Genomic DNA, 25,566 nt, shown 5'->3' with positions numbered 1-25,566 from the left:
TAACTTCAGCACTAAAATACTTATTTAATAAACACCTACAACTTTGTTAATTTCAAAATTAAAGTAGATTTGTTATAATACCGCCTTATGAAAATAGATTTAATTGCCGGGGCAAGGCCCAATTTTGTAAAGATTGCTGCTATAATAACAGCAATAAGAAATTCCACTCAATCATTTAATTTTAGACTTATTCACACCGGCCAGCACTATGATCATAATATGAGCGGTAATTTCTTCACAGATCTTAATATTCCGTTGCCCGATTTCAACCTCGAGGCGGGAAGCGGCTCACAGGCTGAGCAGACTGCCTCGATTATGATAGGTTACGAAAAATTACTGAACTCTTTTAAACCGGATATTTGTATTGTAGTGGGTGACGTTACTTCAAGCATGGCGTGCGCTATTACAGCCAAAAAACAAAATATAGAGTTAGCCCATATCGAAGCCGGCATCCGCTCCGGAGATATGTCTATGCCGGAAGAAATAAATCGAATTATAATAGATAGTATTTCCGATTATTTTTTTACAACTTCCAGGGATGCAACGGAAAACCTTATACGAGCAGGTCATCATAAAGAAACGATATTTTTTGTGGGAAACACCATGATCGATACACTTTTAATGCATAAACCTCAATTCAGACCACCGGAGATATGGCATGAACTGAAATTGGAAAAAAAACAGTATGTGATTCTTACCCTTCATAGGCCAGATAATGTTGATGAGATTTCAAAATTGTCCAGAACATTACAGACCATTGAAGAAAATTCTCGAGGTCTGCCAATTATTTTTCCCGCACATCCCAGGACGGCGAAGATTATTCAGTCGCAAAAACCGAACTCTAAAAATCTCCATTTCACTCCTCCTCTTGGTTATCTGGAATTTAATTTTCTGGTAATCAATTCAAAACTGGTTATTACAGATTCGGGAGGAATTACCGAGGAAACTACGGTACTAAATGTACCCTGCATAACTTTACGTGATAATACAGAAAGGCCGGAAACGGTAACTATAGGCACTAATGAACTCGCTGGAAGTAATCCTGAAAATCTTCCATTTTATTTAAAGAAATTGTTTGATGGTAAGTGGAAACCCGGGCAGATTCCGGAGTTTTGGGATGGTAATGCCGGAAAGCGCATAGTGGAAGTTTTAGGCCGACTTTATTTTGCCTTTATATTTTAAAATGGGACGAATTATCGGATAAAATTGCAATCCCAATTTATACTTAATATTTTCGGAAAGTCCAGTGTCGGTAGATTTTAATATTTTATCCAGAAGCTGTTTAGATTTAAGATCAAAAGCCATTCTTATAAAAAATTTTCGAAGTGTTCGGGTAATATTGTTTGCTGTTTTAAGATGATCTATTATTAGCTCTGCAGCATGAATTTTGGACGCCAATCTGATTTTATCTCTTTGCTGAAATTCACCGGTATTGGAGTTCGCATGTTTCCGTCCATAATAAAGCGCCTTCTCCAAATTTACACCGATATGCTTTTCGATAAGGATTCTAGTGTAACACTCCCATTCTTCAGCGAATAACAATTTTTCATTAAATCTTATTTCATCAAAGCAGGATCTTTTCCATAATATCTGGCAGGAATTAAATGGAACTTTTCCTATAATCATCGATGCTAAGACATTATCAGGTAGCTCACTAATTTCATATGCCGTAGAACTATTAAAATTAGCTACAAAATCTCCTCTAAAAACTTTTCGTCCATATCTGCAGAAATTGAATTTAGAATTCTGCAAATTTTTCACTGCCAATTCCAGCAACCTTGGATGTGGAATATCGTCATCATCAAAAAAAACAATATAATCACCTTTTGCCAAATCAAGTCCGTAATTACGGCAACCAGGTAATCCTTTCTGATAATTTGAGCTGCGTTTGAAGTATTTAATCCTTGGGTCTTCGGTTGCAATTTTTAACAGAAGCTGTCGTGTTCCATCTGTACTGCCGTCATCAATGACCAAACATTCAAACTCTGTAAAAGTTTGCTTCCGGATATAATGCAAACTTTCCATAATAAAATGGCTCCTGTTGAATGTTGCCATGATTATAGAAATTTTACTTTTATGTGCTGTATCCATGTCCCATTAATTTATTCCAGTGTCTTCTCATTCGCTGAACATAGGTATAGAAAAATAACCTGAATTTAAAAGATTTGTTTTCAAGAATAGTATAAGCTTTGTCGTGACCTTCGTCTTTGCCTAAGCTAAGAATTGCATCGATACGCTGCGTCTGAGATGGATCCTTTTTATAAAATCTGGCATACCAGGTATGATATAAAAGCTCTCGTTTATGATGATCAAAAACTATGGTGCTTTCATCGTTATTTAGCGCGGTTGCATTTAAATAAAGAATTTTTTTACCACTTCTCAACAGCCAGAAATAGAAGCAATAATAGCCTTCATAAAGGGAATTTTTTTTGTAATTGTCTGCCTGTAAATGTGACAGATCACCAAGATCTTCAGATGGATTAATAAACTGATTCTTTAAGATCGCTTTCTTATCAAAAATTTTTGACACTGCATCAAGATTTAAAATACTGAAGAAAGTATTGATCGCGTACGGGCTTTGATTTCTCCATTCTAATGTTCCGCCATCGCGCATCCCACAACAAATGAATTCTTGTTTTTTCATATGGTCTATCAGATCAAAAAGAAAATCGGGATTTTTAAAAATCACGTCCTCGTCTGCCATAATCAGCCAGTCAATATCCTTACCCTTTAATTTTTCAATAGCGAAAAGCAAACTTCTAATACCATAAAAACCTCTGGTACCGTCTACCACATATCTTGAAATACCAGCCGGGAAAAATTTTATGCTTTTATGATAAAGTTCGAAATTGCTAACCGTTGTTAATATCGCAATTCGATCCATGTTTTTCAACTTCATTTTAAGATAGTAATCTGCGAATTGATGTTGATTTACTTTTTAAAAAACCTAAGTAATCTGAAAGGTTTTAATATAGATTTTCCAACTTTGTAATCTTTGCTATGAATTATTTTACGTTTATATACAGTAGCTATCTTCTGTTCATTTAAAATGTGTTTTACAAAATGATCAAAATTATTTTTATAAAGGTTGGCGTGTTTCAAATAAATATACTCAAGAATTTCAAATCGGTTAAGATTGGCCTTTTTATTCCTGGATCCTGGTGTATTTCTGTAATGAAATAATACTTCAGGAATGATCTTAACCTCTCCCCCATTTTGCAATAATCGAAGATAGAATTCCCAGTCTTCATAGCCTTTCAGCATTTTTTCATCATAACCCTGAACCGTTTCCCAATCGCTTTTTCTGAAAAAGGCAGATCCCATGGCCACGTTCTGAAACAAAGCATCTTTTAATTTCCCTCCGCGAGGCTTAAAAATCCTTTCACTATTTGTTTCGAACCACCTGGAATAACTGGAAACCAGTACTGTTTCTGGATCTTTAATAAAATCCAAGGCCTTCTTAATAAAGTCCTTTTCAAAATAATCGTCGCTGTCCCAGGTCAAAATATAATCGCCTGACGCCTTTCTAATTCCATTATTTCTCGCTGCGCTTACACCCAGATTTTCCTGGGTTAGTAAGACGTCTATTTTATCCCTGTTTTCTGCTATCACTTTTTTTGTGGCAGCATTGGAACCATCGTCCACCACGATTATTTCCTTATGGTCATAATTTTGATTAGTAGCCCTTTCCAAAGCTTCTGGAAGAAATCTACTATCATTATAGCAGGGAATTATAATGGAAATTTTTTCTTTCAAATTTTGTATTTAAGAAACGTAAAAATAAAACTGATTAATTTGATGGCGCATTCAAATCTAATTCCTTAAAGGCCTCAAATTCCAATAAATTTAAACTTTCATTTCTCGTTTCTTCTAAAATGCTGAATTCAAAAAAAGGATTTATATTTTGAACAGGCTCACCTATCGGCTGGTTTTTAGACAGAATACCCACTCCCCAATCAGAATCTATACAGCAGGATTTTATTTCAGCATTACAGCGCCATTTATAAAAAGCTTTCCACGTTGTGCCGTTCCAGTAATGTTTAGCCGGCGTATACCAATATCGATGTAGCTCTCGGGCATGCCATTCCGATGGAGGATTGCAATCATGCAAAACTATAAAACCGTTGTCCTTTATATAGTTGAGAGAATTTTGTATGTCGCGGTCTACCTGCTCTGCCAGGTGTAAACCATCAATAAAGATCACATCGAATTTAAGATTTGGTGACAGGATTTTTCCAGCTGAAAGCTGCTCGAAAAAAGTATCACTGGTCACCTTAAAATCTACGGGGTTTGGTTTAAATTCAATTCCCGGATCCACGCTGTATTTATGATCTGCCTGAATATGATTAAAATTATGATCAGGATTTCTTACGCCAATTTCGAGATAGTGGGATTCCGTTTTAGATATGGATAGTAAATAATTGATGATCCCTGTTCGGAATGGCCTTTTACGGTTTTCCAGGAATGATCTCTTATTCACCTCGAGGTAATGAGCATCATAGAGAAAACCCCGTCCCTTTAGATAAAAATCTTTTTCCATGGCTATTTTTGAGGCAACCTTTTTAAAAATTTTTTGCATGTTATTTTATATATTCCAGACTTCGCCTTCCGGTAGGTATATCTATTCTTGATTTATGCGACATAACGTTATAAAACTTTTTAATATATCGTATATAATGTACGAATAAATTATACTTGTACGTATTCCCGAAGCTTCCGCTGATACCCATTATCCTAATCGGAATAGGTATTGGTTTAAAATGATTGTCCTCACCAAGTTCATATAAGTAAATGGCGTCCCAGAGGGCCAATTCAAAATTATAGTTGTGTTTTTCGTCAATAAGGTTACCGGTTTTTTTAAGAATATGCCAGAAACTTAAATTAAACATGAAACACCTGGCATCAACATTATTCACCGCAAACGGATCTGCATATATTAAATTGGCAAACGATTTATTCAAATCCTTGAAGCGTTTTGCGAGGGTATTGATGTTCAGTACTTTTAATCTACCTGTGATCTTGATTATGGAGGATGTTTGTTTTAAAAATCGCGAATTGTCGAAACCATATTCCATAATCTTAAGCTCCTGAAATCCCTTGCCTTTTTTTGAGGCGCCTTTTGGTGATTGAAATGATAGATATTCAATCCGTTCTGGATTTCGCGGGAAGCCTGTAAACTCAAAATTTGAATTTTCCACAAAAACGATCTTGTTCGATGTTTTTTCCAAGTAAAAATTAACAGCCTCCAGGTACTGCTTCTTCCTCGTAACGGGATCTTTTACAGCCAGCATGGACGTACTATTCGGATAAATAGTTCCAGTAAGTAAAATAATCAGTTCCTTATTAATAGATACCTTCTTATTCAAAAATTCAATTTAAAATTACGGTTTTTTCAGAAATGCTTAAAGCGGCTTTATACTGTAAACCCTTGTCTATTCTTTTTAGGATTTTATGATCATAGTTATAAATAAACGATTGATCATTATTTAAAATGACGGCTCTTTTTAAACTAATCAGGTTCGAGAAACTGCTTCGGGACAATCCTATAAATTTTTTAGCTCTGCAGCAGATCTCAAAATTAATCGCGGCATTGATTTCATATTCGTTTGCGGGATCATAATAATAGTCTGCTTTAAAACCCTTTGCTTTAAATAAATCTCTCATGTGTTCCTGCTCTTCTCCGGTGGTAAAAAACAGATTTCCGGAAATGACGAAATCATCCAACATATCAATGATCTCTTCCGTCGGGATATAAATCCTTTCCTTACCCTTACCATTAAATTCTCTGGTATACCGCCTCCAGTCAGATTCCGTTCTCATCTGCGCAGCAGTGTAATCAGGATTATGACTATACTCTTCAACAATGATTTCAAATTTCGGTTGTAATTGTAATGCATACAGTAATTTAATGATTATGCTGTCCTTTTTGACCGAATTAGAATCTCTTGATCTTTTCAGGTTTTTCTCGGAATGATCCCAAAGCGAAATAACGTTTTCCACTGATTTATTCTGAAACTCAGATTTTTCATAGTCCTCCCTGGAAATCATCAAATCTTTTACGCCTGTTGTCTCAAAAAACGAACGGTTAAAATGTTCAAGATCATAGATTTCAGAAAATAGAATTTTTTCTTTCCAGCCAAATTTGGGTTCTATTAGCTTGGCATGCTCTTTAAGGGCAATTTCACAGGCACTCGCAAGGCAGTGTAATTTATTACATAAACCACCCTGCAAATGAATGCCTATATATTTCCCTCGGTATAAATGAAAGAATTTATATAGAATTTTTTTGATCCCAGCCTTTATAATTTTGGAAGGTCTATTTTTCATTTATCAACATTAATGAAAGCATTCTGAAAACATAATTATTACCCATAAATGAATTTCCATTTTTCCTTTACAGATTTTTCTGAAAAATTCTCAAGGATGAACTTTCTACCGCGAGCCCCCATTTCTTTCCTATAAGTTTTATCCAAAATCAGTTTTTCAATACTGGCTGCCATACATTCCGCATTCCTTGGTTCACAAAGTATGCCCGATTTATTTTCCAACATGGTATACGGCACCCCGCCAGATCTAAAGGCAACCACCGGCAAGCCGCATGCCTGTGCTTCCGCAACCACCAGCCCCTGGCTTTCCTCCTCACCCTTCGCATTTTTAACTGAAGTCATCAAAAAGATATCAGCATCCTGCAACAGGCCCACAACTTCTGCGGGGTTTATCGCTCCTTTAAAACTAACGACTTCCTCAATTTCCAGTTTTTTGACCTGTTCCCTGAGCGCAGACATCTCATTTCCGGCTCCTGCCAGGATATACCTAACATCATAGCCTTTCGCTAAAAGTATCTTAACCGCCTCTATCCCATAACGCTGTCCTTTTAATTTATCCAGCCTGCCCACAGTAACCAGTTTGATCGTTTTAGCGGATTTCTTTTTCTCCGGAAACGGAAATTCATTTATGTCTATAGTCACGGGAATGACTTTTATTTTTTCGTGCGGGGCATTGATTTGCAGTAATTTCTCTTTTAAGAAAACTGTATTGGCGATCAAATATTTTGAGGCATTAATAAGATGGTTGTAGTAACCGTCATTGTGTATCCGGTTATTGATAGGAAAAAATAAATCATGCCCATGAAAGCTAACCACCAGTTCACCTTCTAGTAAACCGCAAATTTTAAGTAAGTCAAAGGGATGTTTATTTGTCCCAAACTGGATATGAAAAACATCCGCATTTTTAAACCGACGGTAAAAATCAAACTGGTAGATCAACGTAGTATCCCTTTTTAAAGCCAGTTTCGAAAATTTCCTGAATTGTTTCCACTTATCAATATTTCTCAAAAATAGCATCCCGCCCTTAACCCATCTTGAGAACTTCTTTTTTGGAATCTTATAATCCTCTTTAATGATGTCCTTTTCAATTTCATAACGATCAAAAATTGCAGTATTAGCGTTGCCTTGTATATCCTGAACTTCCTCCACCAGCACTTTTACACGATATCCCAATTTTTTCGCAATTACTATCTGATTCACCACAAAGGTTTCAGAAAGCTCCGGGAATTTCCAGATCTTAAAAACAATGGTTTTGCTCATAAGCCTATAACGAGATTTTAGATTTTAACCATGCCAAAATACCCTGGCCCGGACCATTTTTCCTGTCGGCAAAAAATGTATTTTCCATATTTAGGATTTCCGGAAAGCTTGATTCTAATTGCTTATAAAGCTGAAATTTGGCATTCTGCACATATATCACATTCAGGTTTCTGATTTTTAATTCTGCCTCGATCTTTTGCCAACTCTTCATCAAACTTTTTATTTTCTCTTTGGAATCCAGCGAACTTAAATTTTCCGGCACATCGTACCTATAATAGGCTACCGCTTCAGAAACGAATTTTATTTTATCAGCATTTAGGATAACTCGTGCAAAGAACTCAGCATCATCATTATTGGTAAGCTCTTCATCCCAGTAACCTGCCTCTTTTATCAACGACCTGGGGGTAAGATATACATGCAAGGGGAAAAATTCATTCTTATTTCCAAAGTTATTCAGTAAGCTTATACCCGATTGAAAATTTCGGTAAGCGCCATATTTATATTTAAAACGTGAACTTAGATCGGTTTCTTTAGTAAAACCTCCCCATTTTCCGATAATTAATACATTTCCTCCGTTATATACTTCAACCTGTCTTAATATTTTATCCTGATGTAATAGGTCATCCGAATCCAGGAACTGGATTAGATCGCCATTAGAAAGGGTAATGCCGTAATTCCTACAGGAACTGGCTCCCTTTGGACTATCTGCTGGCCTGGAATATAACCTGAACCGCTCATCATTACCAATAAAACGTTCTATGTTTTGTATAGTGTAGTCTGTAGATCCGTCATCTACAATAAGACATTCCCAGTTATTGAATGATTGGGCTTTGACAGATTTCAGGGTTCTTAAAATGAGTTTTTCCCTGTTATAAACCGGTATAATAATGGAAATTAACTTTTGCCTCATGAAAACTCTATTTTTTGCAGCATAAAATTTCCTCGTTTGAACAGACGAAAGGACACTAAAGATAGGAAACCTGCGAATTTTGCAGAAGTATTGATGGATGGATCTGGAAGGATAAATTCCTGGAAAGCTTTAAAAGCAAAACCGCTATTTTCTCTAACCATTTTTTTGAAGCCATTTAAAAGGTAAGCTTTTAAAAAATCCAGTTCTTTTTCATCCAGTTCCAAATGTTCATTACGGTAGAGTTTTATTCTTGCCTGGTAATACGACCAAAAACGCTTATCTTCCTCCGCGTTATAGGTGATTCCTATATCATGCCTCCGGAAGTAGACCAGGACATCAGGAAGGACAACGTATTCTTCTACATTTTTCAGCATCCTTAGATGGAATTCCCATTCCTGAGCTGCTTGCAATTCTTCATCGAATAACTTATTCTGTTTCTCGATAAAATCTCTTGTCCACAATGGAGCCTGGGTTAACCAGCCAATTTTCATGCGGAGGTAATCATAAAAAAACTCTTGTGAAATAATTTTTTTGAATCGAAGCGGGAGATCGTTTTCTATTTTGTCTTGAAACATAGCGGTTTGACAAACGCAGAACGCATGCGAGGAATTTTGTAAAGCGGTGACCTGTTGCTCCAGTTTTTCAGGATGCATAAGGTCATCACTATCAAACCAGTTAATATAATTTCCTTTACTGTTTTCAAAACCGTAATTACGGCAGGCATTGGCACCTTTTATTCGGTTTTTCGGTCTTATATGATAAGTGATCCTGGAATCCCTGCTACAATAAAACTCCATCAATTCTTTCGTGTAGTCATCAGAGCCATCATCCACTACGATACACTCCCAGCTTATAAATGTTTGTGCTCGAACTGAGTCTATTGTTTCACCCAGAAAACAACCTCTATTGTAAGTTGGTATGATAACAGAAACCTGGGGAGTAAGATGGTTCACAATGAATTATTTAATTTTTATGCTGGACAACATATTGAAATATAATTGATATGCACTTATTTCCTTAAATTTTCTTCTGGATAACTTTTGAAGATAAAATAAATATTTATCATAAAACGACATCATCCATGGTCGATCCTTCATTGCGAAATGCAACACAGAAATGGTCTTTTCATCAGGTGAGCCTACCTGAAGGTTATATCCTTTTTCATCAATGATCTTGTCCAGAAGAAATACGAAAGAATTGTAGGTCGCCGGTACTCTCCATGTTGCAGAATTCTTAAATTTATCCCGGTAGTAATAGTGCACCAGATCCTGGTCAGAAAAGTCTGTTTTACCGGACTGGACTTCCCACCAGTTCATGAAAATTTTTTCCCCCAGCCCAGGTTCAGGTTCAATTACCATCATCCCGGTATTAGGCATGTCCCAGCTTTCATAACCACTTACCTGTTCAGATGCTGCGGCGAAGGTAAGATGAGGTTTATCAAATAAGTTATCAATATTTTTAACCACCAGCATGTCGCTGTCCAGGAAAACCAGCTTCGTAAATTTCGTAAGACCGAACACCTGCAGTTTATCATACGTATTCACCCAGCGCCGCGAATGCATATATCTGGAATTTCTCTCAGGTATGGTGAAATTTCCAGGCAGCTCAAGCCACTCCAGTCTATTTCCAGATAAAATGGAAAGTATTCTTTCGTGGTCCTGAATGAAATCTGATGGCATTAAAACCACCAAAGGAAATCTGCTTTTTACCTTTTTTAACGATTTCGCCAGGACCAGAACACCCTTCAAATATTCCGGGCTTGATAATAAGGTGATATAAGCTAGGTCAGTTTTCATGCTATTTTTCTGCCTTTTAAACCTTTAGTAAGTTTTTGATTCTTTTTTGATTTTTGAATGCACAGGTAATCAGAACCTAAATGATAGATCAGGTAATTATAACTTTTCAGGAAAAATAGAGAAGCCTGTTTTTCATCAATGGGAAGATGTTTATGTTCATATAAGATAATTTCAGGCCTAAATGTGCTAAGATCCAATTGTGAGAGAATTATCCAGTCATATCCTTCTGCGTCAATATGCAACAGATCTATCCTTTCCACTTTATTTTTTTTCAGCAATTCAGAAAGTGTGATTCCCTGAACAATAATTTCCTCGATATAAGGTTCAAGCTTACCCTGCAGATGACCTGTTATACTGTTCTTTTTGAAAGAACCGAGTTGTTCTACCCATACAGGGAGATCTGGTATTTTATCATGAATATTCTCTGGCACGGAATAGAAGATTTGCTCACTGCCATCATTAACTGCCCTGTTTTCAAAGGTAAATCTCTCTACTTCCCCGTAATTTTGTTTTAACTGGTCAAAAAGATAAGGAACAGGTTCCACAAAAAGCGCTTTCCAGGATTTCCACTTCGCGATCAAATTAAATAAAGGATCACCGCTCTTTCCATCATTAGAACCAATCTGAACCACCATCACTTCTTGTTTGTTCAAAAGTTTCCCGATCCAGGTTCCTGGCAGATCGAAGGATTCCTCAGGAGTTGGTATGTTACCGGCAGTCAAATTTCCTAAAATCCGCTCTTTCCGTCTTCTAAGACCCTTTACCAGCAGTTTTAGATCATACCAGATGGGAAATTTGATTCTTTTAATGTTGAACTTTTTCAGCCGGTAACTATATACCGGGACTCCCAGAAAAGAATTGAGCATATTCTGATGATGCACTACCTGTAGCCACGCATCTTTATCATTCAGCTCTCTTACTGGGTGATCACCCCAGGCGTCATGAGCTTTGGAAAGAACCGTATTAATATTCTCGTTTTCCCGCACCCTTTCGAAAAGGCTTAAAAATTGGTTATATGGGTATTTATACATTCCTAAACGGCAATTTTTTCCGTAATCAAGGAATAGCCCAAAAGGAAAATAGATTAGCGTATCTTGGTTCAGACCTGATGCGGCATCCTGAAGTTTTTCCACAAATCTTTTATTGATCCCATCATCATTATCCAGCCTGGTGGTGAGCAAATTCCCTTTATTATAGGAAATTTTCTTAGCTACGATATTAGGTAATTTTTGTTGAAATTCCTCAAAGCTATTTAGCATAACGGTCTCAATAAAGGAATAGACTGCAAGTTCCCCAAGTAATTCTTTAATGGTTTGGCTGGGATTATTCTGAAAAAATATCATCCAACGGAAATTTTTATTCGTCTGTCCTAAAACAGAAGGCAGGCAAAATTTTTTAAATAATTTAACCCGGTCTTTTTCCCATGTTTCATTTAAAACTTCTTGGGCATTTTTATCTTCTCGCCAGTCTTCTTTTTTTAGATTGAATCGTGTTAAGATGAAGTGCTGCATAGATCAAAATTTCTCAATTAACGGTGGTAGATATCAAGTAATTGATCACCCAAATATTTGGAGTCGAACTTCTTTTTTACAAATTCGCGTCCTGCTAAGCCCATTTTTATTTTCTCTTTTTCATTTATGATTAGAAATTCAATTTTATTGGCAAAAGCTTCAATATCACCAATTTCTAAAACATATCCGGAAATTTTATCCTGCAGACCATATTTCATTCCGCCGGCGTCAGAAACAAGAACCGGCACCTGCATTGCCTGTGCTTCCTGAATTACCAACCCCTGATTTTCTGCCCTGCCATGCTGATCAATAATTCCCGGCAAAATAAATACATCTGTTCTGTCCAATAGATCCCGAGTTTCCATTTGACTTAGAACCCCAGCAAATTTTATGTTTGATTGCAAATCTAATTCTGAAATCATTTTTTTAAGTTTCGGTTTAGTTTCACCTTCCCCAACAATATTCATATTTATATCCTCAAAACCACGATCTTTCAATTCAGCTATAATTTTTATGGCAATATGAGCTCCTTTAAATTCCACTAGTCTACCTACATAAGTTATTTGAAAATTCGAATTCTTTCGGACATTTTTTTTTCTGAAAAAACTGGTATCCAGTCCAACAGGTAAAATAGTAATATTTCTATCTGTTATTCCCTTCAATAGATTTTTTGAAAAAATGGAATTAACGGTTAGGAGATCAGCGGTCCTAAATATTTTTTGATATTTCTTCTGGTATCGCTCCAACAGCAGTGGCTGGATATCATAGCCATGAAACGTAGCCACAAATTTTGACCTTGAATAAAAACCTGTCATGCGCAAATTGGCGAAATAAATACCGTTTTCACCAAAATGAGAATGAATAATATCAAAATATCCATGTTTTAAAATCCAGAAATACCTGTAAAAAAAATTTAGATTTAATGCTTTAAACCCCTTCATCTGGAATTTGAAATCCTTAAATATCGAATGCAATGACTCTTTTCCAAAATTCGTAACTATATATTCTACAAAAGGTAAATAGCGTCGGCGCTTAGGAATAAGGATCTTCTCAAAATAAAAGGCGTGTTTTTCTAGTTGATACGCCTGGATTTTCTCATGGCGAATGGAATTTTCATCTTTTTCAAAAGCGAAGATCTTCACCTCATGCCCTCGATCAATAAGATCACATATTTGATTGACTATAAAGGTTTCGCTTACGCTGGGAAACCGGGAAACTAAAAATGCGATTTTTAATTTCTTATCCATAAAACCCTTATTTTTCTATAACCATGCGATAAATATACCGGTTTAATTTCTTCATGTCTACGAATTTTTGACCTATATAATATAACCGCAAACATTGCAGGTAGTTCTTATTAGTATACGCATTATATAAGTGCATGCTTAATTTTTCATAGCAGAATTTACGAACCTCCTTTTCCGTAAAAAATTTTGACATCATTTCATTGTAATTCCTAAAGAGGTGGTGAATGGCTTGCAGATAGGTTTTTACATAACCTACGCTGGAATTTTTAAAGGAATCAAATACAGATGTTTCTTCATGCACATTCCATTCGGTGGTAACTTCATTGATCTGGAAAAAGGGATTTACTGCAACAATCCTTAACCAAAGATGAGTATCCTCCCAAACATTGAATTGTTCCGGAAACTGGTGCTTTTCAAGAATGGAAGTATGGACACACACCGAATTAATCAGTAAAAACTTCTGCCAGACAAAATATACCGGATGATTGTATTCGTCACTGTTATACAAAGGTCTTTTCCAATCTCCGGAATTCTTTAAAATTTTTGAACTGGTGGTAAAAAGGGCTTTTGGGTTACCGCGAGCTTTAATTTCATCGTGTAAAACACTTAAGTGATTTGAAAAATATCGGTCATCACTATCCAGGAAACAAATATAGATACCTTGTGATTGTTCTATTCCAAAATTTCTGGCCCTGCTTCGCTCACCGTGGGTAATAAAAAAGTAGCGTATTCTTTTATCATCAAACTTCTCAACGACAAACCTGGTCTCATCCGTAGAACCATCATCAACTATGATTAATTCCCATTCTTCAAACCCCTGTTCTATCACGCTATGAATAGCATTCGAAATAAAAGAAGCTCTATTGTAAGTAGGTAGAATTACAGAAAATTTTGGAGAAGCTCTCATGATCTAGAAAGAGGACATGTTTCGTAAAAAATTTCTTTTAAAGATATTTCCTCTTCCGTTAAAGTCATGAGTGAGATTATATAAAAAGAACCAAAATGCAGCTTTATTCTTTTTCATGTGGTAAAATTGTCGAACCAACTGCCCGCGTTCTTGCATATTAGTGGCAGAATTTAAAATAAGATCCCGTTCCTTAAGGAATTTTTCCAGAAAATAATCGGATATTTCCGTATCGTTCTTTTTTTTATAAAACGTTCCAAGATAGAAATAGGTAAGCAATCTTCCACGGCTTTTAAAGAGCTCTGTTTTAAGACTCCAAACCCCACCAGAATGATGCCTATAGAAAGAATTTTTTATGGTAGCTAAATATCCGCCTTTACCTTGATTTCCTAAAAGACTGATAAGAAACGTATCCCCGTTAGGCACTTTAAAAAATTCTCTCGGAAAGTGTAAAGCATTTGTACGAAAACAAATGGTAGATAATAATAGATCAGGACCTCTTTTTAGAACTTTCTGCTCCAGATTGTTCCTTAAACCATCCTTTAAGTATCCCTTTCGTAATATCTTTCCATCTTTATTGATCACCGTAACATCATGAAATGCGAAAGAGAATTGCGGATTAGCTTCTAAAAGCTCTACTTGTTTTTGAAGATTGAGAGGATCTGTCCAATTATCGTCACCTTCACATATCGCAATGTACTTACCACGCCCAGAAAAGAAGTTATAAACAAAATTAAATCGGCCTGTAGGTTTCCCATTTATATGAATATTGTTTTCCCGGTGATGTGAAAAAAGTCTTATTTTATCAGGAAATCTTTTAAAGTATTCCAAACAAATCTCCCGGGTTCCATCGGTACTTCCATCTTCACCTATAAGAATTTCATAAGAAAAATCGGTTTTCTGCATCAGTATACCCTCAAGACAATCTCTTATAAAATCTTTATGCTGATACGTTTGAACACATACACTTACCAAGGGTTTCGAAGAAGTATTATTGGCTAATTCTTTGGGCTCGACTTTCTGATACTTTTCTTTGAAAATTCGGAAGTCCATCTGATTCTACTATTCATTCATTTTAAAGAATTCGGCAGGATTACCATACCAAATTTCCTTGTCTCCAACATTGGACCTGACTTGTGAACATGCCCCTATGATACTATCTTTTCCTATAGAACATCCTGGCATGAGCGTAACATTTGCCCCAATTAACGCTCCATCTCCAATAGAACCAACATCTTTGACGTTTCCATCTTCCAGCTTTGGAGTGTCTGTAAGTACAAAACTATATTTAACCACTACATTCTTTCCAATTTGAGCATTAGCAGAGATCGTACATCTACTGCCAAAACTACTGTTTTCACCAATCACCACGTTTTCTCGAATTTCACAGTATGCTGTAAACTTACAGTTGGCACCTATTTTTGCACCCTTTCTTATGATACAGAAAGGGCCTATTTTGGTATTATCACCAATTATCGCATTTTCCTCAACAATAGCCATCGAATGAATTTCAACATTTTCACCTATCTCAGCCTGAGGGGATATTGCCCTAAAATTTTCCATCTATTGAATATTAAAATTTGGTATCCCGACTAAATTATTTTTTATGGTAGTCTCTTGTGCAGGAACACCGATTAAAAGGATATTTTCTTTTGAAGTATCCTTCACAACTACTGCGCCAGCACCTACTATCGTATTCAAATGAATATAAACTTTAGGTCTGAATGTTACAGAAGAACCTATAAAACAAAAATCAGATATTTGAGTATTTCCGCCTGTCACAACATTATTAGCAAAGTGCACACCTTTTCCAATTTGAGTACCATGACCTATTCTGGCTCCGGGAGCAATAATTGTGTTTTCTCCTATATTCGTTTTTTCATTAAGAGACCCCTTTACTATTACTGAATTTGCTCCTATAAAGCAATTGTCTTTAATAATTACTCCTCCCAACTGGGGTTGTTTAAACTTCTCATTATTTTCTCCCCAAGCCCAGGCAGCGCCAGTAGCTCCAATGGTGCAATGCGATTCCAAAATAACATTATCTCCTATTATTGAGTTATCCGCTACCACCGTATGACTTTTTATAATTGTATTATCTCCTATAACACATTTTCCTAAAACAACAAAGTCATCTATCTGGACATTCTTACCAATTATTGCCTCCTCGTGCCTAGAAACCTTATCACCAATTACACCTGTAGATTGCTCTTTAAAATAATAGTCTAAAAGTTTGTAATATATAATCTGGGGATTCTCTTTAACCAGTATTATTCCACTATTCTCCTCAGTAGTTAAAGATATATTGCTAATAAAAAGAGAATTTTCCACAGACGGTTTAATAAGATCTCCAATTAAAAAATAGAATCCGTTAGATTCAGGATAAAATAATGAGCATATCTGATATTCAGAATGCGTACTTCCTTCCAAAGAATAATCTATCCCCTGTAGACTTAAATAATTAATTATTTGATTATAAGATATCTGCACAAAAAATAAATACGGTTTATTATAACATATTGTTGATTATTAAACATATTCTTTTTACTATTTTCTCCTCTAATTCAAAAAATAACGGCAGACATAGGGTACATTCAGAAATCGATTCTGCTAAAATCATCTCCTTATTTTCAAGATAATTTAATTTGTTTAAAATTGGGTAAAAATAACGTCTCGGATAAAAGCCGGCCTTATTAAGCTCATCTCTTATTTCAAGTAACTGTTTTTCGTCTTTAAAGATCAACGGATAATAACTATAATTCCACTGCGTGCCACTTCTTATCTTTATTTTCTTTAGATCGGGATGTTCTAATAATTTATTATAAATCTGTACCGCCTTTCTGCGCCCGGCCATGATCTCATCCAGATAAGGGAACACAGAAAGTCCCATGGCTGCCTGTAGTTCGCTCATTTTGGCATTGATTCCCAGTCCATGAAAATCTTCCTGACCTTTATGCCCAAAGTTATGGTGATAAAATAATTTATGAAATAGTTCCTTATGCTTCGTAAACAAAGCACCGCCTTCCCCGGTATGAAAAATTTTAGTTGCGTGAAAACTACAGGTACTTATATCCCCATATTCAAATATGGATTTTCCCTTATAGGTTACCCCAAAGCAATGGGCCGCGTCGTAGATCACTTTTAAATCATACTTCTTAGCAATTCTTTCAATTGCTTCCACATTGCAGGGATTTCCAAAGACGTGGGTCGCCAGGATCGCGGAAGTTTTTTCGGTTATCGCCGCCTCGATCTTGGTTTCGTCAATTGTCAAATAATCTGGATGTATGTCTACAAAAACAGGTTTACATCCTTCCCAGACAATACTTGAAGTAGTTGCTACATAAGAAAATGGTGTGGTAATTATTTCACCTTTTAGTTCCAGTGCTTTTATGGCGATTTGCAGAGGTAGTGTGCCATTAGTGGTAGCCAAAATATTAGAAACTCTTAGGTACGATTTTAATTTTTCCTCAAGTTCTTTTACCAGACCCCCTCTGTTGGTGATCCACCCAGCATCCCAGGCTCTTTTTAATATTGCCTGATATTCTTCCTGCGGCGGTAAAAATGTTTTGGTAACCGGGATCATAGAACATTATAAATTATCATGGGTTAGATAAATCTGTAAAGGTTGAGTTTAATAAAAAAGGCTCCCAAACCTCATCTTTATGTATCAACTGAAAATTGATAATTGAATTTTGCCGGTATATTGGTTCCTTATTGATGGATGACCTTGCCGTAATGCTGATTGAATAAATTCCTTTAGATAATTGAATATTTTTATGCAGTACTGAGAAATTCAGAATTCCATTTGAGGGATTGATGTTTGTATTATTTAGATTTTTTAGAAGAGCTACCTGCCTTTGTTCCTTATCAGTGATAATTAAGAAAAAATCTGGTACAGGAATATCGTTTAAAAGTCTAAATTTTAAATCTATTTTAAAATCATCTTCCCAATGCACTTGAATTTGATGAGATGGGTCCATCGAATTCACTTTTACCTCCTTTAACTCTAAACTTCCATCATCGAAAACAAGATTTGAATCGTTGGTCACAAACTGAGAGTAATACAGGTCTATCGCGCCTGCAACGTCTTTTCCCTGAAATTTACTTATACCTTTATCCATTAGGATAATCTGGTTACAAATCCTCGAAACCATCGGCATACTATGCGATACAAAAACAATAGCTGTATTTGGCAAGATCCTGTCAATGGTCTTAAAGCATTTTAAAACAAAACCCAGGTCGCCTACGGCCAGCACCTCATCAATGATCAACACATCCGGCTGCATCTGGGCGGCAACGGCAAACCCTAGCCTAACCTTCATCCCGCTGCTGTAATTTTGTACGGGCATATCAATGAATTCGCTTAATTCAGCAAACTCGATGATATCTTCAATCTTTTCCCTGATTTCTTCCCGGGAAAATCCAAGTACCGCGCCGTTGTTATAGATATTTTCCCTTCCGCTAAGGATAGGATTAAAACCGGCGCCCAGTTCAATAAGTGCTCCTACCTTTCCTTTAATGGTTACCTTTCCCTCATCAGGTTTTATTAAGCCGTTTAAAATTTTCAGTAAAGTAGATTTTCCCGCTCCGTTATGTCCGATAAGACCCAGACATTCTCCACGCCGTAATTCAAAATTGATATCCTTTACCGCCCAGAATTCTTTGTCTCTTAGCGTTCTTTTCCGATCGTCACTGGAAAGATTGGCAATAAGGTCCTTTACACCATACCAGAGGCTGGTTTTAAGATCCTTGCAAAACTTTTTGGAAAGCCCTTCTGCTTTGACCAGTATTTCTTTATCCTGCATTTGGAGGTTCATACATTCAGATTCTAAAATTAAGGAAAATTAAAACCTTCTCTGTCTTTCCTTATCCTTCGAAAGGTATTTATTATGCATAGTTGATTAGTTTGATCTTTCCACGATAATGGGAATGGAAATCCTGTAGAACACCAGTCCAATAAACAACAACGGGATACAAACCAGAAAAGCGATCAGGAAATAGGTAAGGAACTGTGGCGTAGCTCCAACCAGCAAATCCCTGGTGGTCACGATCAATGGGGTAAACGGATTGTATAGCATCAAAACGCGCATCAAACCTGAACCTGGAATGGAATATACCACCGGGGTGATATACATTAAGAAACCCAGTCCCATTCCAATGATCCTGGAAACATCTGAATATAGCATGCTAATAGGCGTTATAAAAAGGCCTATTGTCGTGCCCATTATAAGCGCGGCCAATATAGCAACGGGAAGCAACAAAATACTCCAGTGAAAACCAACGCCGAAGAGAAACACGAACAGCACCAACATTAAAATTTTTAAAAATGAATTAAAAAACATTTTATAGATCCCGGAAACGACCAAGGCCTCTTTTGGAAAATTAATCTTACTGATAAGCCCCCGTGCTCCCCTTGTACTGTTACCCGGCGTGTTGATAGACTCGGTAAGGATGGACCAGATGAGCGTTCCTGAAAAAGCGTAGACCGGATACGGTATGCCGGTGTCAGAAACCTGGATGGTGCCTGAAAGATTTAGAAAGATCCAAACGGCGCCGGTCATAAGCGGAGACACAAAAGCCCATACGATCCCCAAATAAGATTGCCTATACTGAGCTTTTATATCCCTTTCAGCCAGTTGCCGGGAAAGAAATCTGGAGTTCCAGATGTCTGTTAGGCTTTCTCTAATTAAGGCAGGGATGTTGTGATTATTCGCCCTTTGATATATTTTAGTTTCCAGTTCGCTCATTTTTGATTTACCTATTTCTGAAGGGACAGGATTTCAATAATCCTTCCTGTAATTTTTTGATATCCTTCATTTCAGGAAGATTCACGTGCTTTTCCAACAATAACAAAATTTGATCATCAGCAAGTTTTGATTTTAGCATTTCCGGTTGATAGTGTTCCAAATTCACAGATTGTAGATAATCTTTATACTTAATATCATTCCCAAAGATCTTATCTGAAAATTTAACCCAAACCGATGGTATTCCGTAGGCATGAGAAACTATTATTCCATGCAGAGATGAAGAAATTGTTTGTTTACACGATAAAATTTGAACAGTAACCTCTTCCACATCCAAGGTCATTAAATCTATCACTTTAATACTATTATTGTCTTTATACCATGAACTGACCAATTCAAAATCAAGATAATGCGGAATGATTCCAATTTCATATTTTTTTTCAATGGTGGGATTAAAGAATTCAGGTAAAAGCAAGGCCGGATCTCCATAAACTTCAGGGCAATTATAACCTGAAGCCAGTAAATATTTCCTCGTTTGGGGACCGCGCACTGCACGAAAATCAGCCGCAGCAATCTCTTGTTGTTGATCGATGATCCCACTTCCCCACACAATGCTGTTTTTAGTAGCATGATGCACAATACTTCCAACGGCTAAGTAGATCTTTTTGTTCCAATTATACCAGGTTTTTTTTTTCGGCTGTTTCCATTTTACCTTTTTACCTGAAATTTTTTCAATCAGGTATTTTGAAAGCAGGTCCCCATAATTTTCCCTTTCCTTACCCATAAGCCGGGGTTCGCTCCACCAAAAAACCTGAAGTTGAGGTTTTGAAGAAAACAATCTTACCATAGAACCAAAAATACTCGTTTTTATAAACCTACCATATCAGGAGCGTGATATTTAGATAAAACATTTATTCCTAAAAACTTCCTACAAAAGAATATATTAGTCCTGACTTTTTAAATAAATCTTGTGAAAACTCTATCTATTTTAATTCCTATTTTTAATGAGGAAAATACTATAATTCATCTTCTTGATATTTTAAAAAATGTAAGCATAGGTCTTCAGAAGGAGGTAATTATTATCAATGATGCTTCAACAGACAAAACAAAAGAAAATATCCTGCAATACCAGCAAGAAAATTCTGGCTTTACTATATTATTATGGGATCAGCCGTTTAACCGTGGGAAAGGCGCTGCAATACGCCAGGCAATAACTATGGCAACAGGAGATTATATTATCATTCAGGATGCAGACCTTGAATATGATCCGCGGGAATATCACATCCTTCTGCAACCTCTTTTGGACGGAAAGGCAGATGTGGTTTACGGATCGAGATTTATGGGTGGTAATGCTCACCGAATACTTTTTTTCTGGCATACCATAGGGAATAAATTTCTCACTACTTTAAGTAATGCTTTCACCAATCTTAATCTTACTGATATGGAAACTGGGTTTAAGATGTTTAGAGCGGAAATTTTAAAGAAAATTGAAATCGAGGAAAATAGATTTGGAATGGAGCCGGAGATCACAGCCAAAATAAGCAGAATAAAGGGAATAAGAATTTATGAAGTAGGAATTTCCTATTATGGGAGGACCTATGATGAAGGAAAAAAGATCAATTGGAAAGATGGATTGAGAGCTTTATGGTGTGTATTCAAATACAACTTTATTCAAAGGTAGATCTAATGATAAAACCGTCACTAAAAAAGTGAATATGTAAATCACTAGTGTCCCTTAATAAAAGGCGTGGACCAACCAAATCATTTTTCCAATTTACCTCGTTGAGGAATATAATTTCTGCTTTTCCATCCTTCACCATTTCGAGCAAATTATTAATTTCATCTTTTTTTTCTTTTAAAGGCAGAAGTTCAAATCTTTCGCCAAGATGTATATATCCTAATTCCGTTGCATTGGTAAATACTTGAACAGGTCTACTTGCTTTCTTCCATCTCTCAAGCGTTTCAGATTGTCTCCATTTCTCTCTGGTATATCCTTTCCCGCGTAAAAGGTGATTTTGATGTGAGGGAAAAGTTAAAGTACTAAAACTCAGAAATAAAAAAAAACAACCCGCTATTAAAACAGTGAAAAATCTTTTTTCATGTAAGTACTGAAGAAATAATAGGACAAGAATGAAAATAAAAATGAAAACCGGTGAAAGAATACGACTATCCAGGGGCGTCCAGGAATCGTAGAAAGAAATAGAAATTATTAGAAAACTTATATATATAAAGCAAAGCAAAAAAATAATTAACACCTTAGCAGAAAATCGTTTATAAAAACTTTTGATAAGTTTTCTGAAAGACCTTCCCCTTTTAAAAAAGAATAACAAACAATACACCATAAAAAAGGCAAAGCTTATTCTCGCTATTGTACTTCCCAGAAACCAAAATCCAAAAACTTTTAAAAGGTCCATAAGCTTGGAAGTTGAGATTATATGAACATCAAAATGCCGTACAGTCGCATTTTCTTTCACTGTATAGATATAAAGAAACCAGGGAATAATGCTTAAGATTAAAGGAAATAATACAGACATTACATCCTTTATCTTACCGATAGGTGTCGTAATATTAAAGATAGCTACAACTAAAAGATAACCTCCAATAAAACCAATTCCTGCATACCTAGTAAGGAAAAGAAGTCCACAGAAAAAACCCATAATAATTAGATACCTTCTTTTTCTGCTCTCATGCCATTTCAGTAGAAAGTAAAAACTGAACAATAAAAACACATAGAACAATCCCTCCGATAAATACCATGGAAAGTTACCTATTAACGGCGAAAGGATTAGGAGTAAACCTGAGTAGTAAACAAGATAGTTGTTTACTTTCAGTTTCTTTAAAATAAAGAAAAATATTATAATTGTTGTAAAAAGCAAAAATGGTTGTAATATTATGCCACTCTCTATAATTCTTAATCCGGTAATTTTTGCCGTTAATGCTATAGCTGTAGAATAAAGTGGAGGCCAGTGACTTATTATATCACCATCGGCATTTACAAAACCTTTACCAGTAGAAAAATTTTCAGCCATTTCCAGGTATGCCATTGAATCTGGTGAAAATCCAACATTATGCGGCTTAACCATCCAATACAGACAAATAGCACCCAAAGTACCAAGGAAAAGAAAAAAAATATATTCCTGTGTAAAGAATTTTATAAGCTTAGAAAGCACAGAAGAAGATATTTGGTTTAGAAACAAAGAAAGGAATTTTCCGTAAAGAATTACTCACGTTGTGCTTGATTTAAGAACCTGTCGATTTTATATATTTGAACAATGGCAAATAAATCTATTCCTAAGAAAAGAATTTTCATTCTCCTTCCTGATGGTGTAGGAATTAGAAATTTTGCTTTTACTTCATTCGTAAAGCTCGGAGAAGAACTAGGCTGGGAAGTTATATTCTGGAATGCAACTCCGTTTGATCTTGCTTCAATCGGAATTAAGGACATCAAATTGAATCCAAGGCCAAAAGCTTATTCAGACCTTATCAAAAGAGCAAAAATTGAAACGGAACTGGAGCATTTTGAAAATAAATTCAATGACCCTGTATATTCCTTTTACCGGTTCCCCTCTAAATCGAAAAATTTTAAATCGCTAATTAAGAACAGTGTGATTTACGCACTTAGAAAAAAACATACCGGCGAAGAAGGATTAAAAGTTCTTAGAAAAAAACTAAAGGCTTCAGAAAGAAAAAGTGATTATTATAAAGATTGCCTGAAAGTTTTGAAGAAATATAAACCGGATGTGGTTTTTTGTACCAATCAGCGCCCTTTGACCGCTGTTTCACCTTTAACTGCTGCACAGGATTTAAATATTCCAACGGCTACTTTTATATTCTCCTGGGATAACCTGCCAAAAGCAACCATGGTAACCGCTCCAGATTTTTATTTTGTATGGAGCAATTTCATGAAAAAGGAATTACAATATTATTATCCTTTTATATCAGCTGAAAAAATCAAGGTGACCGGCACCCCGCAATTTGAAATGCATAATGATGAATCATCATACCAAAGCAGGAGTTCTTTTTTTAAACATTGTGATTTAGACCCTTTAAAAAAATATATTCTGTACAGTGGGGACGACGTGACCACCTGTCCTGATGACCCTCAATATTTAGAGGACGTTGCTGAAAATGTGGAAAAATTAAATAACAATGGTTACCATCTTAAAATAATTTTTCGCAGATGCCCAACCGATTTTTCGACTCGATATGTTGAAATACTGAAAAAATATGAAAACCTGATCACAGCTATTGAGCCGGCATGGGAGAAAATGGGACAAAACTGGAATACCGTTTTGCCTATAGCTGAAGATCTCCCACTTTTAATTAATACAATTAAGCACTGCGAAATGGTGATCAACCTGGGATCCTCCATGGTTTTTGATGCTGCCTTACTGAATAAACCGTGTCTCTTTATAAACTACGATGTTTCAGATAAGCAAAGTGAAAACTGGACTCATGAAAAGGTTTATCAGTTCATTCATTTCAGGTCTATGCCTCAAAGATCCCCGGTCTTCTGGTTAAATTCCCGATCTGATATAGGTGATAAAATTAAAATGGTTTTAAATGAAAATACTGAAACGGTTAATGCCGCGTTAAAATGGTTTGAAACCATTAATAAAGTTCCTGCAGATAAAGCTTCAGAAAGAATCTGGGCAAGTTTAACTGAAATTACAGAATAATGCATTTAGCATTCCTTACGCCAGAATTTCCTTATACCGAGACCAGTCGCTCTGCCGGATTAGGAAATAGTATTAAAAGCTTGATAACGGGTTTGCTTCGAAAAGGAATTAAAGTGTCGGTTTTCGTTTATGGACAAAATCATGATGCGGTTCATACTGAAGGTGATTTTAAATTGCACATCATTTCCCGGCCGAAATTCAGATTTATGGGCTGGTATCTTCATCGGAAATTTATACAGAATTACGTGAATAAATATATAGATACCGATAGAATTGATGCCCTAGAGGCACCAGACTGGACCGGTGTCACCGCATTTATGAAATTGAGATGTTCCTTAGTTTTACGGGTACATGGAAGCGACACTTATTTTTGTTATTTGGAGAACCGTCCTCAGAAAAAAAAGAATTTCTGGTTTGAGAAATTAGCGATTCGTAATGCAGATCATATAATAGCGGTAAGCAATTTTTCTGCTGAAGTAACTAAAAATCTATTTCAACTGAAGAAAGAAATTATAGTTATTCCCAATGGAGTGGACACTGATTTTTTTAAACCGAACAAAGAAATTTTACCTGAGAATTCCATCTTATATTTTGGTTCCATTATCAGAAAAAAAGGAATTCTGGAGCTTGCGGAAGTTTTCAACCTAATATCGAATGGAGATAGGCACATCACTTTAAATATTGCCGGCAATGATGTCGTTGATGCCATAACAGGAAGATCGACAAAAGAACTGTTTATGGAAAAACTATCTACCCAAGCCCGAAAAAATGTAAAGTGGTTAGGGAATCTGGATCAAAATCATTTGAAAAATGAGATAGCTAAAGCTAAAGTCATAGTTTTTTTAAGTTATGCCGAGGCATTTCCCATGGCCTGGCTTGAAGCCATGTCTATGGGAAAGGCAGTGGTTACCTCTAATATTGGTTGGGCGACTGAAATTATTAAAAATAATATTACCGGCTGTATGGTGAAACCTGCCAGCCATCATGAAGCCAGTGAAAAAATTGATCAACTTCTGGAAAATGATGATAAACGCAATGAAATTGGTGTTTCCGCCAGAAATTATATTTTAGAAAACTTTTCCGTGGAAACGATTGTAGCACGCAATCTGGAATTTTACGAAAAAATAAGCCATTGAGATAAATTATCATTTCAAAGTAAATCCGATTAATAAATAGATATCATTTTTTA

General features: G+C 36.0%; 25 protein-coding genes. 4 read left to right on the top strand and 21 right to left on the bottom strand.

Annotation, left to right across the window (positions count from 1 at the left end; translation table 11 throughout):
• The first annotated feature begins 87 nt into the window (after nt 1-87).
• Complete coding sequence (gene wecB, locus G529_RS0104885; protein ID WP_026914478.1) at nt 88-1,182, top strand: non-hydrolyzing UDP-N-acetylglucosamine 2-epimerase; 1,095 nt, start codon at nt 88-90, stop codon at nt 1,180-1,182.
• Here the strand turns inward: wecB and G529_RS0104880 are convergent.
• The 20 genes from G529_RS0104880 to G529_RS0104785 form a co-directional block, all read right to left on the bottom strand.
• Nucleotides 1,150-2,055 carry a glycosyltransferase family 2 protein gene (locus G529_RS0104880; RefSeq protein WP_169513778.1) on the bottom strand — a complete coding sequence of 302 codons (906 nt, stop codon included), beginning with the start codon at nt 2,053-2,055 and terminating at the stop codon, nt 1,150-1,152. The two genes, wecB and G529_RS0104880, sit on opposite strands and share 33 nt — an antisense overlap.
• 19 nt (nt 2,056-2,074) lie before the next feature.
• Entirely contained in the window at nt 2,075-2,884 is an 810-nt protein-coding gene (locus tag G529_RS15500; protein WP_169513777.1) for a hypothetical protein, read from the bottom strand.
• 47 nt (nt 2,885-2,931) lie between these two features.
• On the bottom strand, nt 2,932-3,756 hold the full coding sequence (locus G529_RS0104870; protein ID WP_026914476.1) for a glycosyltransferase family 2 protein: 825 nt from the start codon (nt 3,754-3,756) through the stop codon (nt 2,932-2,934).
• Between the two features lie 34 nt (nt 3,757-3,790).
• Nucleotides 3,791-4,579: a class I SAM-dependent methyltransferase gene (locus tag G529_RS0104865; protein ID WP_211220649.1), complete on the bottom strand. Its 789-nt coding sequence runs from the start codon at nt 4,577-4,579 to the stop codon at nt 3,791-3,793.
• Nucleotide 4,580: 1 nt separating this feature from the next.
• Nucleotides 4,581-5,366 (bottom strand): hypothetical protein, encoded by a 786-nt coding sequence (locus G529_RS15495; protein ID WP_051201341.1) that lies wholly within the window; start codon nt 5,364-5,366, stop codon nt 4,581-4,583.
• A gap of 4 nt (nt 5,367-5,370) precedes the next feature.
• Nucleotides 5,371-6,327, bottom strand: a complete 957-nt coding sequence (locus G529_RS0104855; RefSeq protein WP_026914474.1) for an O-fucosyltransferase family protein — start codon at nt 6,325-6,327, stop codon at nt 5,371-5,373.
• A 38-nt stretch (nt 6,328-6,365) separates the two neighbouring features.
• A complete protein-coding gene (locus G529_RS0104850; RefSeq protein ID WP_026914473.1) occupies nt 6,366-7,586 on the bottom strand; it encodes a glycosyltransferase family 4 protein in 1,221 nt (406 codons plus the stop codon).
• 4 nt (nt 7,587-7,590) lie between these two features.
• Complete coding sequence (locus tag G529_RS16120) at nt 7,591-8,496, bottom strand: glycosyltransferase family 2 protein (protein ID WP_026914472.1); 906 nt, start codon at nt 8,494-8,496, stop codon at nt 7,591-7,593.
• Nucleotides 8,493-9,449 carry a glycosyltransferase family 2 protein gene (locus G529_RS16115; protein ID WP_169513776.1) on the bottom strand — a complete coding sequence of 319 codons (957 nt, stop codon included), beginning with the start codon at nt 9,447-9,449 and terminating at the stop codon, nt 8,493-8,495. The genes G529_RS16120 and G529_RS16115 overlap by 4 nt, the downstream gene beginning before the upstream one ends.
• A gap of 6 nt (nt 9,450-9,455) precedes the next feature.
• Entirely contained in the window at nt 9,456-10,292 is an 837-nt protein-coding gene (locus tag G529_RS16110) for a glycosyltransferase (RefSeq protein ID WP_026914471.1), read from the bottom strand.
• Nucleotides 10,289-11,803 (bottom strand): FkbM family methyltransferase, encoded by a 1,515-nt coding sequence (locus tag G529_RS0104830; protein WP_026914470.1) that lies wholly within the window; start codon nt 11,801-11,803, stop codon nt 10,289-10,291. The genes G529_RS16110 and G529_RS0104830 overlap by 4 nt, the downstream gene beginning before the upstream one ends.
• 17 nt (nt 11,804-11,820) lie before the next feature.
• Nucleotides 11,821-13,050 (bottom strand): glycosyltransferase, encoded by a 1,230-nt coding sequence (locus tag G529_RS0104825; protein ID WP_026914469.1) that lies wholly within the window; start codon nt 13,048-13,050, stop codon nt 11,821-11,823.
• Nucleotides 13,051-13,057: 7 nt separating this feature from the next.
• Nucleotides 13,058-13,957, bottom strand: a complete 900-nt coding sequence (locus G529_RS16105) for a glycosyltransferase family 2 protein (protein WP_051201339.1) — start codon at nt 13,955-13,957, stop codon at nt 13,058-13,060.
• Nucleotides 13,958-13,960: 3 nt separating this feature from the next.
• Nucleotides 13,961-15,007, bottom strand: a complete 1,047-nt coding sequence (locus G529_RS16100; protein ID WP_051201338.1) for a glycosyltransferase family 2 protein — start codon at nt 15,005-15,007, stop codon at nt 13,961-13,963.
• Between the two features lie 9 nt (nt 15,008-15,016).
• Nucleotides 15,017-15,517: an acyltransferase gene (locus G529_RS0104810; protein ID WP_026914468.1), complete on the bottom strand. Its 501-nt coding sequence runs from the start codon at nt 15,515-15,517 to the stop codon at nt 15,017-15,019.
• A complete protein-coding gene (locus tag G529_RS0104805) occupies nt 15,518-16,444 on the bottom strand; it encodes an LbetaH domain-containing protein (RefSeq protein ID WP_084509739.1) in 927 nt (308 codons plus the stop codon). It lies immediately after the preceding gene.
• Between the two features lie 19 nt (nt 16,445-16,463).
• On the bottom strand, nt 16,464-17,537 hold the full coding sequence (locus G529_RS0104800; protein ID WP_026914466.1) for a DegT/DnrJ/EryC1/StrS family aminotransferase: 1,074 nt from the start codon (nt 17,535-17,537) through the stop codon (nt 16,464-16,466).
• Nucleotides 17,538-17,553: 16 nt separating this feature from the next.
• A complete protein-coding gene (locus G529_RS15465; protein WP_035695522.1) occupies nt 17,554-18,759 on the bottom strand; it encodes an ABC transporter ATP-binding protein in 1,206 nt (401 codons plus the stop codon).
• 96 nt (nt 18,760-18,855) lie between these two features.
• Nucleotides 18,856-19,701 (bottom strand): ABC transporter permease, encoded by an 846-nt coding sequence (locus G529_RS0104790; RefSeq protein WP_051201337.1) that lies wholly within the window; start codon nt 19,699-19,701, stop codon nt 18,856-18,858.
• 7 nt (nt 19,702-19,708) lie between these two features.
• On the bottom strand, nt 19,709-20,482 hold the full coding sequence (locus G529_RS0104785) for a polysaccharide pyruvyl transferase family protein (RefSeq protein ID WP_051201336.1): 774 nt from the start codon (nt 20,480-20,482) through the stop codon (nt 19,709-19,711).
• 186 nt (nt 20,483-20,668) lie between these two features.
• Between G529_RS0104785 and G529_RS0104780 the strand changes: the two genes are divergently transcribed.
• A complete protein-coding gene (locus G529_RS0104780; RefSeq protein WP_026914463.1) occupies nt 20,669-21,379 on the top strand; it encodes a glycosyltransferase family 2 protein in 711 nt (236 codons plus the stop codon).
• On the opposite strand, the gene G529_RS0104775 is transcribed toward G529_RS0104780, so the two are convergent.
• Nucleotides 21,366-22,868, bottom strand: coding sequence for a glycosyltransferase family 39 protein (locus tag G529_RS0104775; RefSeq protein ID WP_035695455.1), 1,503 nt, complete (start codon nt 22,866-22,868; stop codon nt 21,366-21,368). The two genes, G529_RS0104780 and G529_RS0104775, sit on opposite strands and share 14 nt — an antisense overlap.
• Before the next feature lie 102 nt (nt 22,869-22,970).
• Between G529_RS0104775 and G529_RS0104770 the strand changes: the two genes are divergently transcribed.
• Together G529_RS0104770 and G529_RS0104765 are read left to right on the top strand one after the other, a co-directional pair.
• Nucleotides 22,971-24,377 (top strand): hypothetical protein, encoded by a 1,407-nt coding sequence (locus tag G529_RS0104770; RefSeq protein ID WP_035695453.1) that lies wholly within the window; start codon nt 22,971-22,973, stop codon nt 24,375-24,377.
• On the top strand, nt 24,377-25,513 hold the full coding sequence (locus tag G529_RS0104765; RefSeq protein ID WP_026914460.1) for a glycosyltransferase family 4 protein: 1,137 nt from the start codon (nt 24,377-24,379) through the stop codon (nt 25,511-25,513). The genes G529_RS0104770 and G529_RS0104765 overlap by 1 nt, the downstream gene beginning before the upstream one ends.
• Nucleotides 25,514-25,566 lie beyond the last annotated feature (53 nt).

The organism is Christiangramia portivictoriae DSM 23547 (assembly GCF_000423045.1).
Classification (GTDB): domain Bacteria; phylum Bacteroidota; class Bacteroidia; order Flavobacteriales; family Flavobacteriaceae; genus Christiangramia; species Christiangramia portivictoriae.
This window is presented reverse-complemented; position numbering and strand designations above follow the sequence as displayed.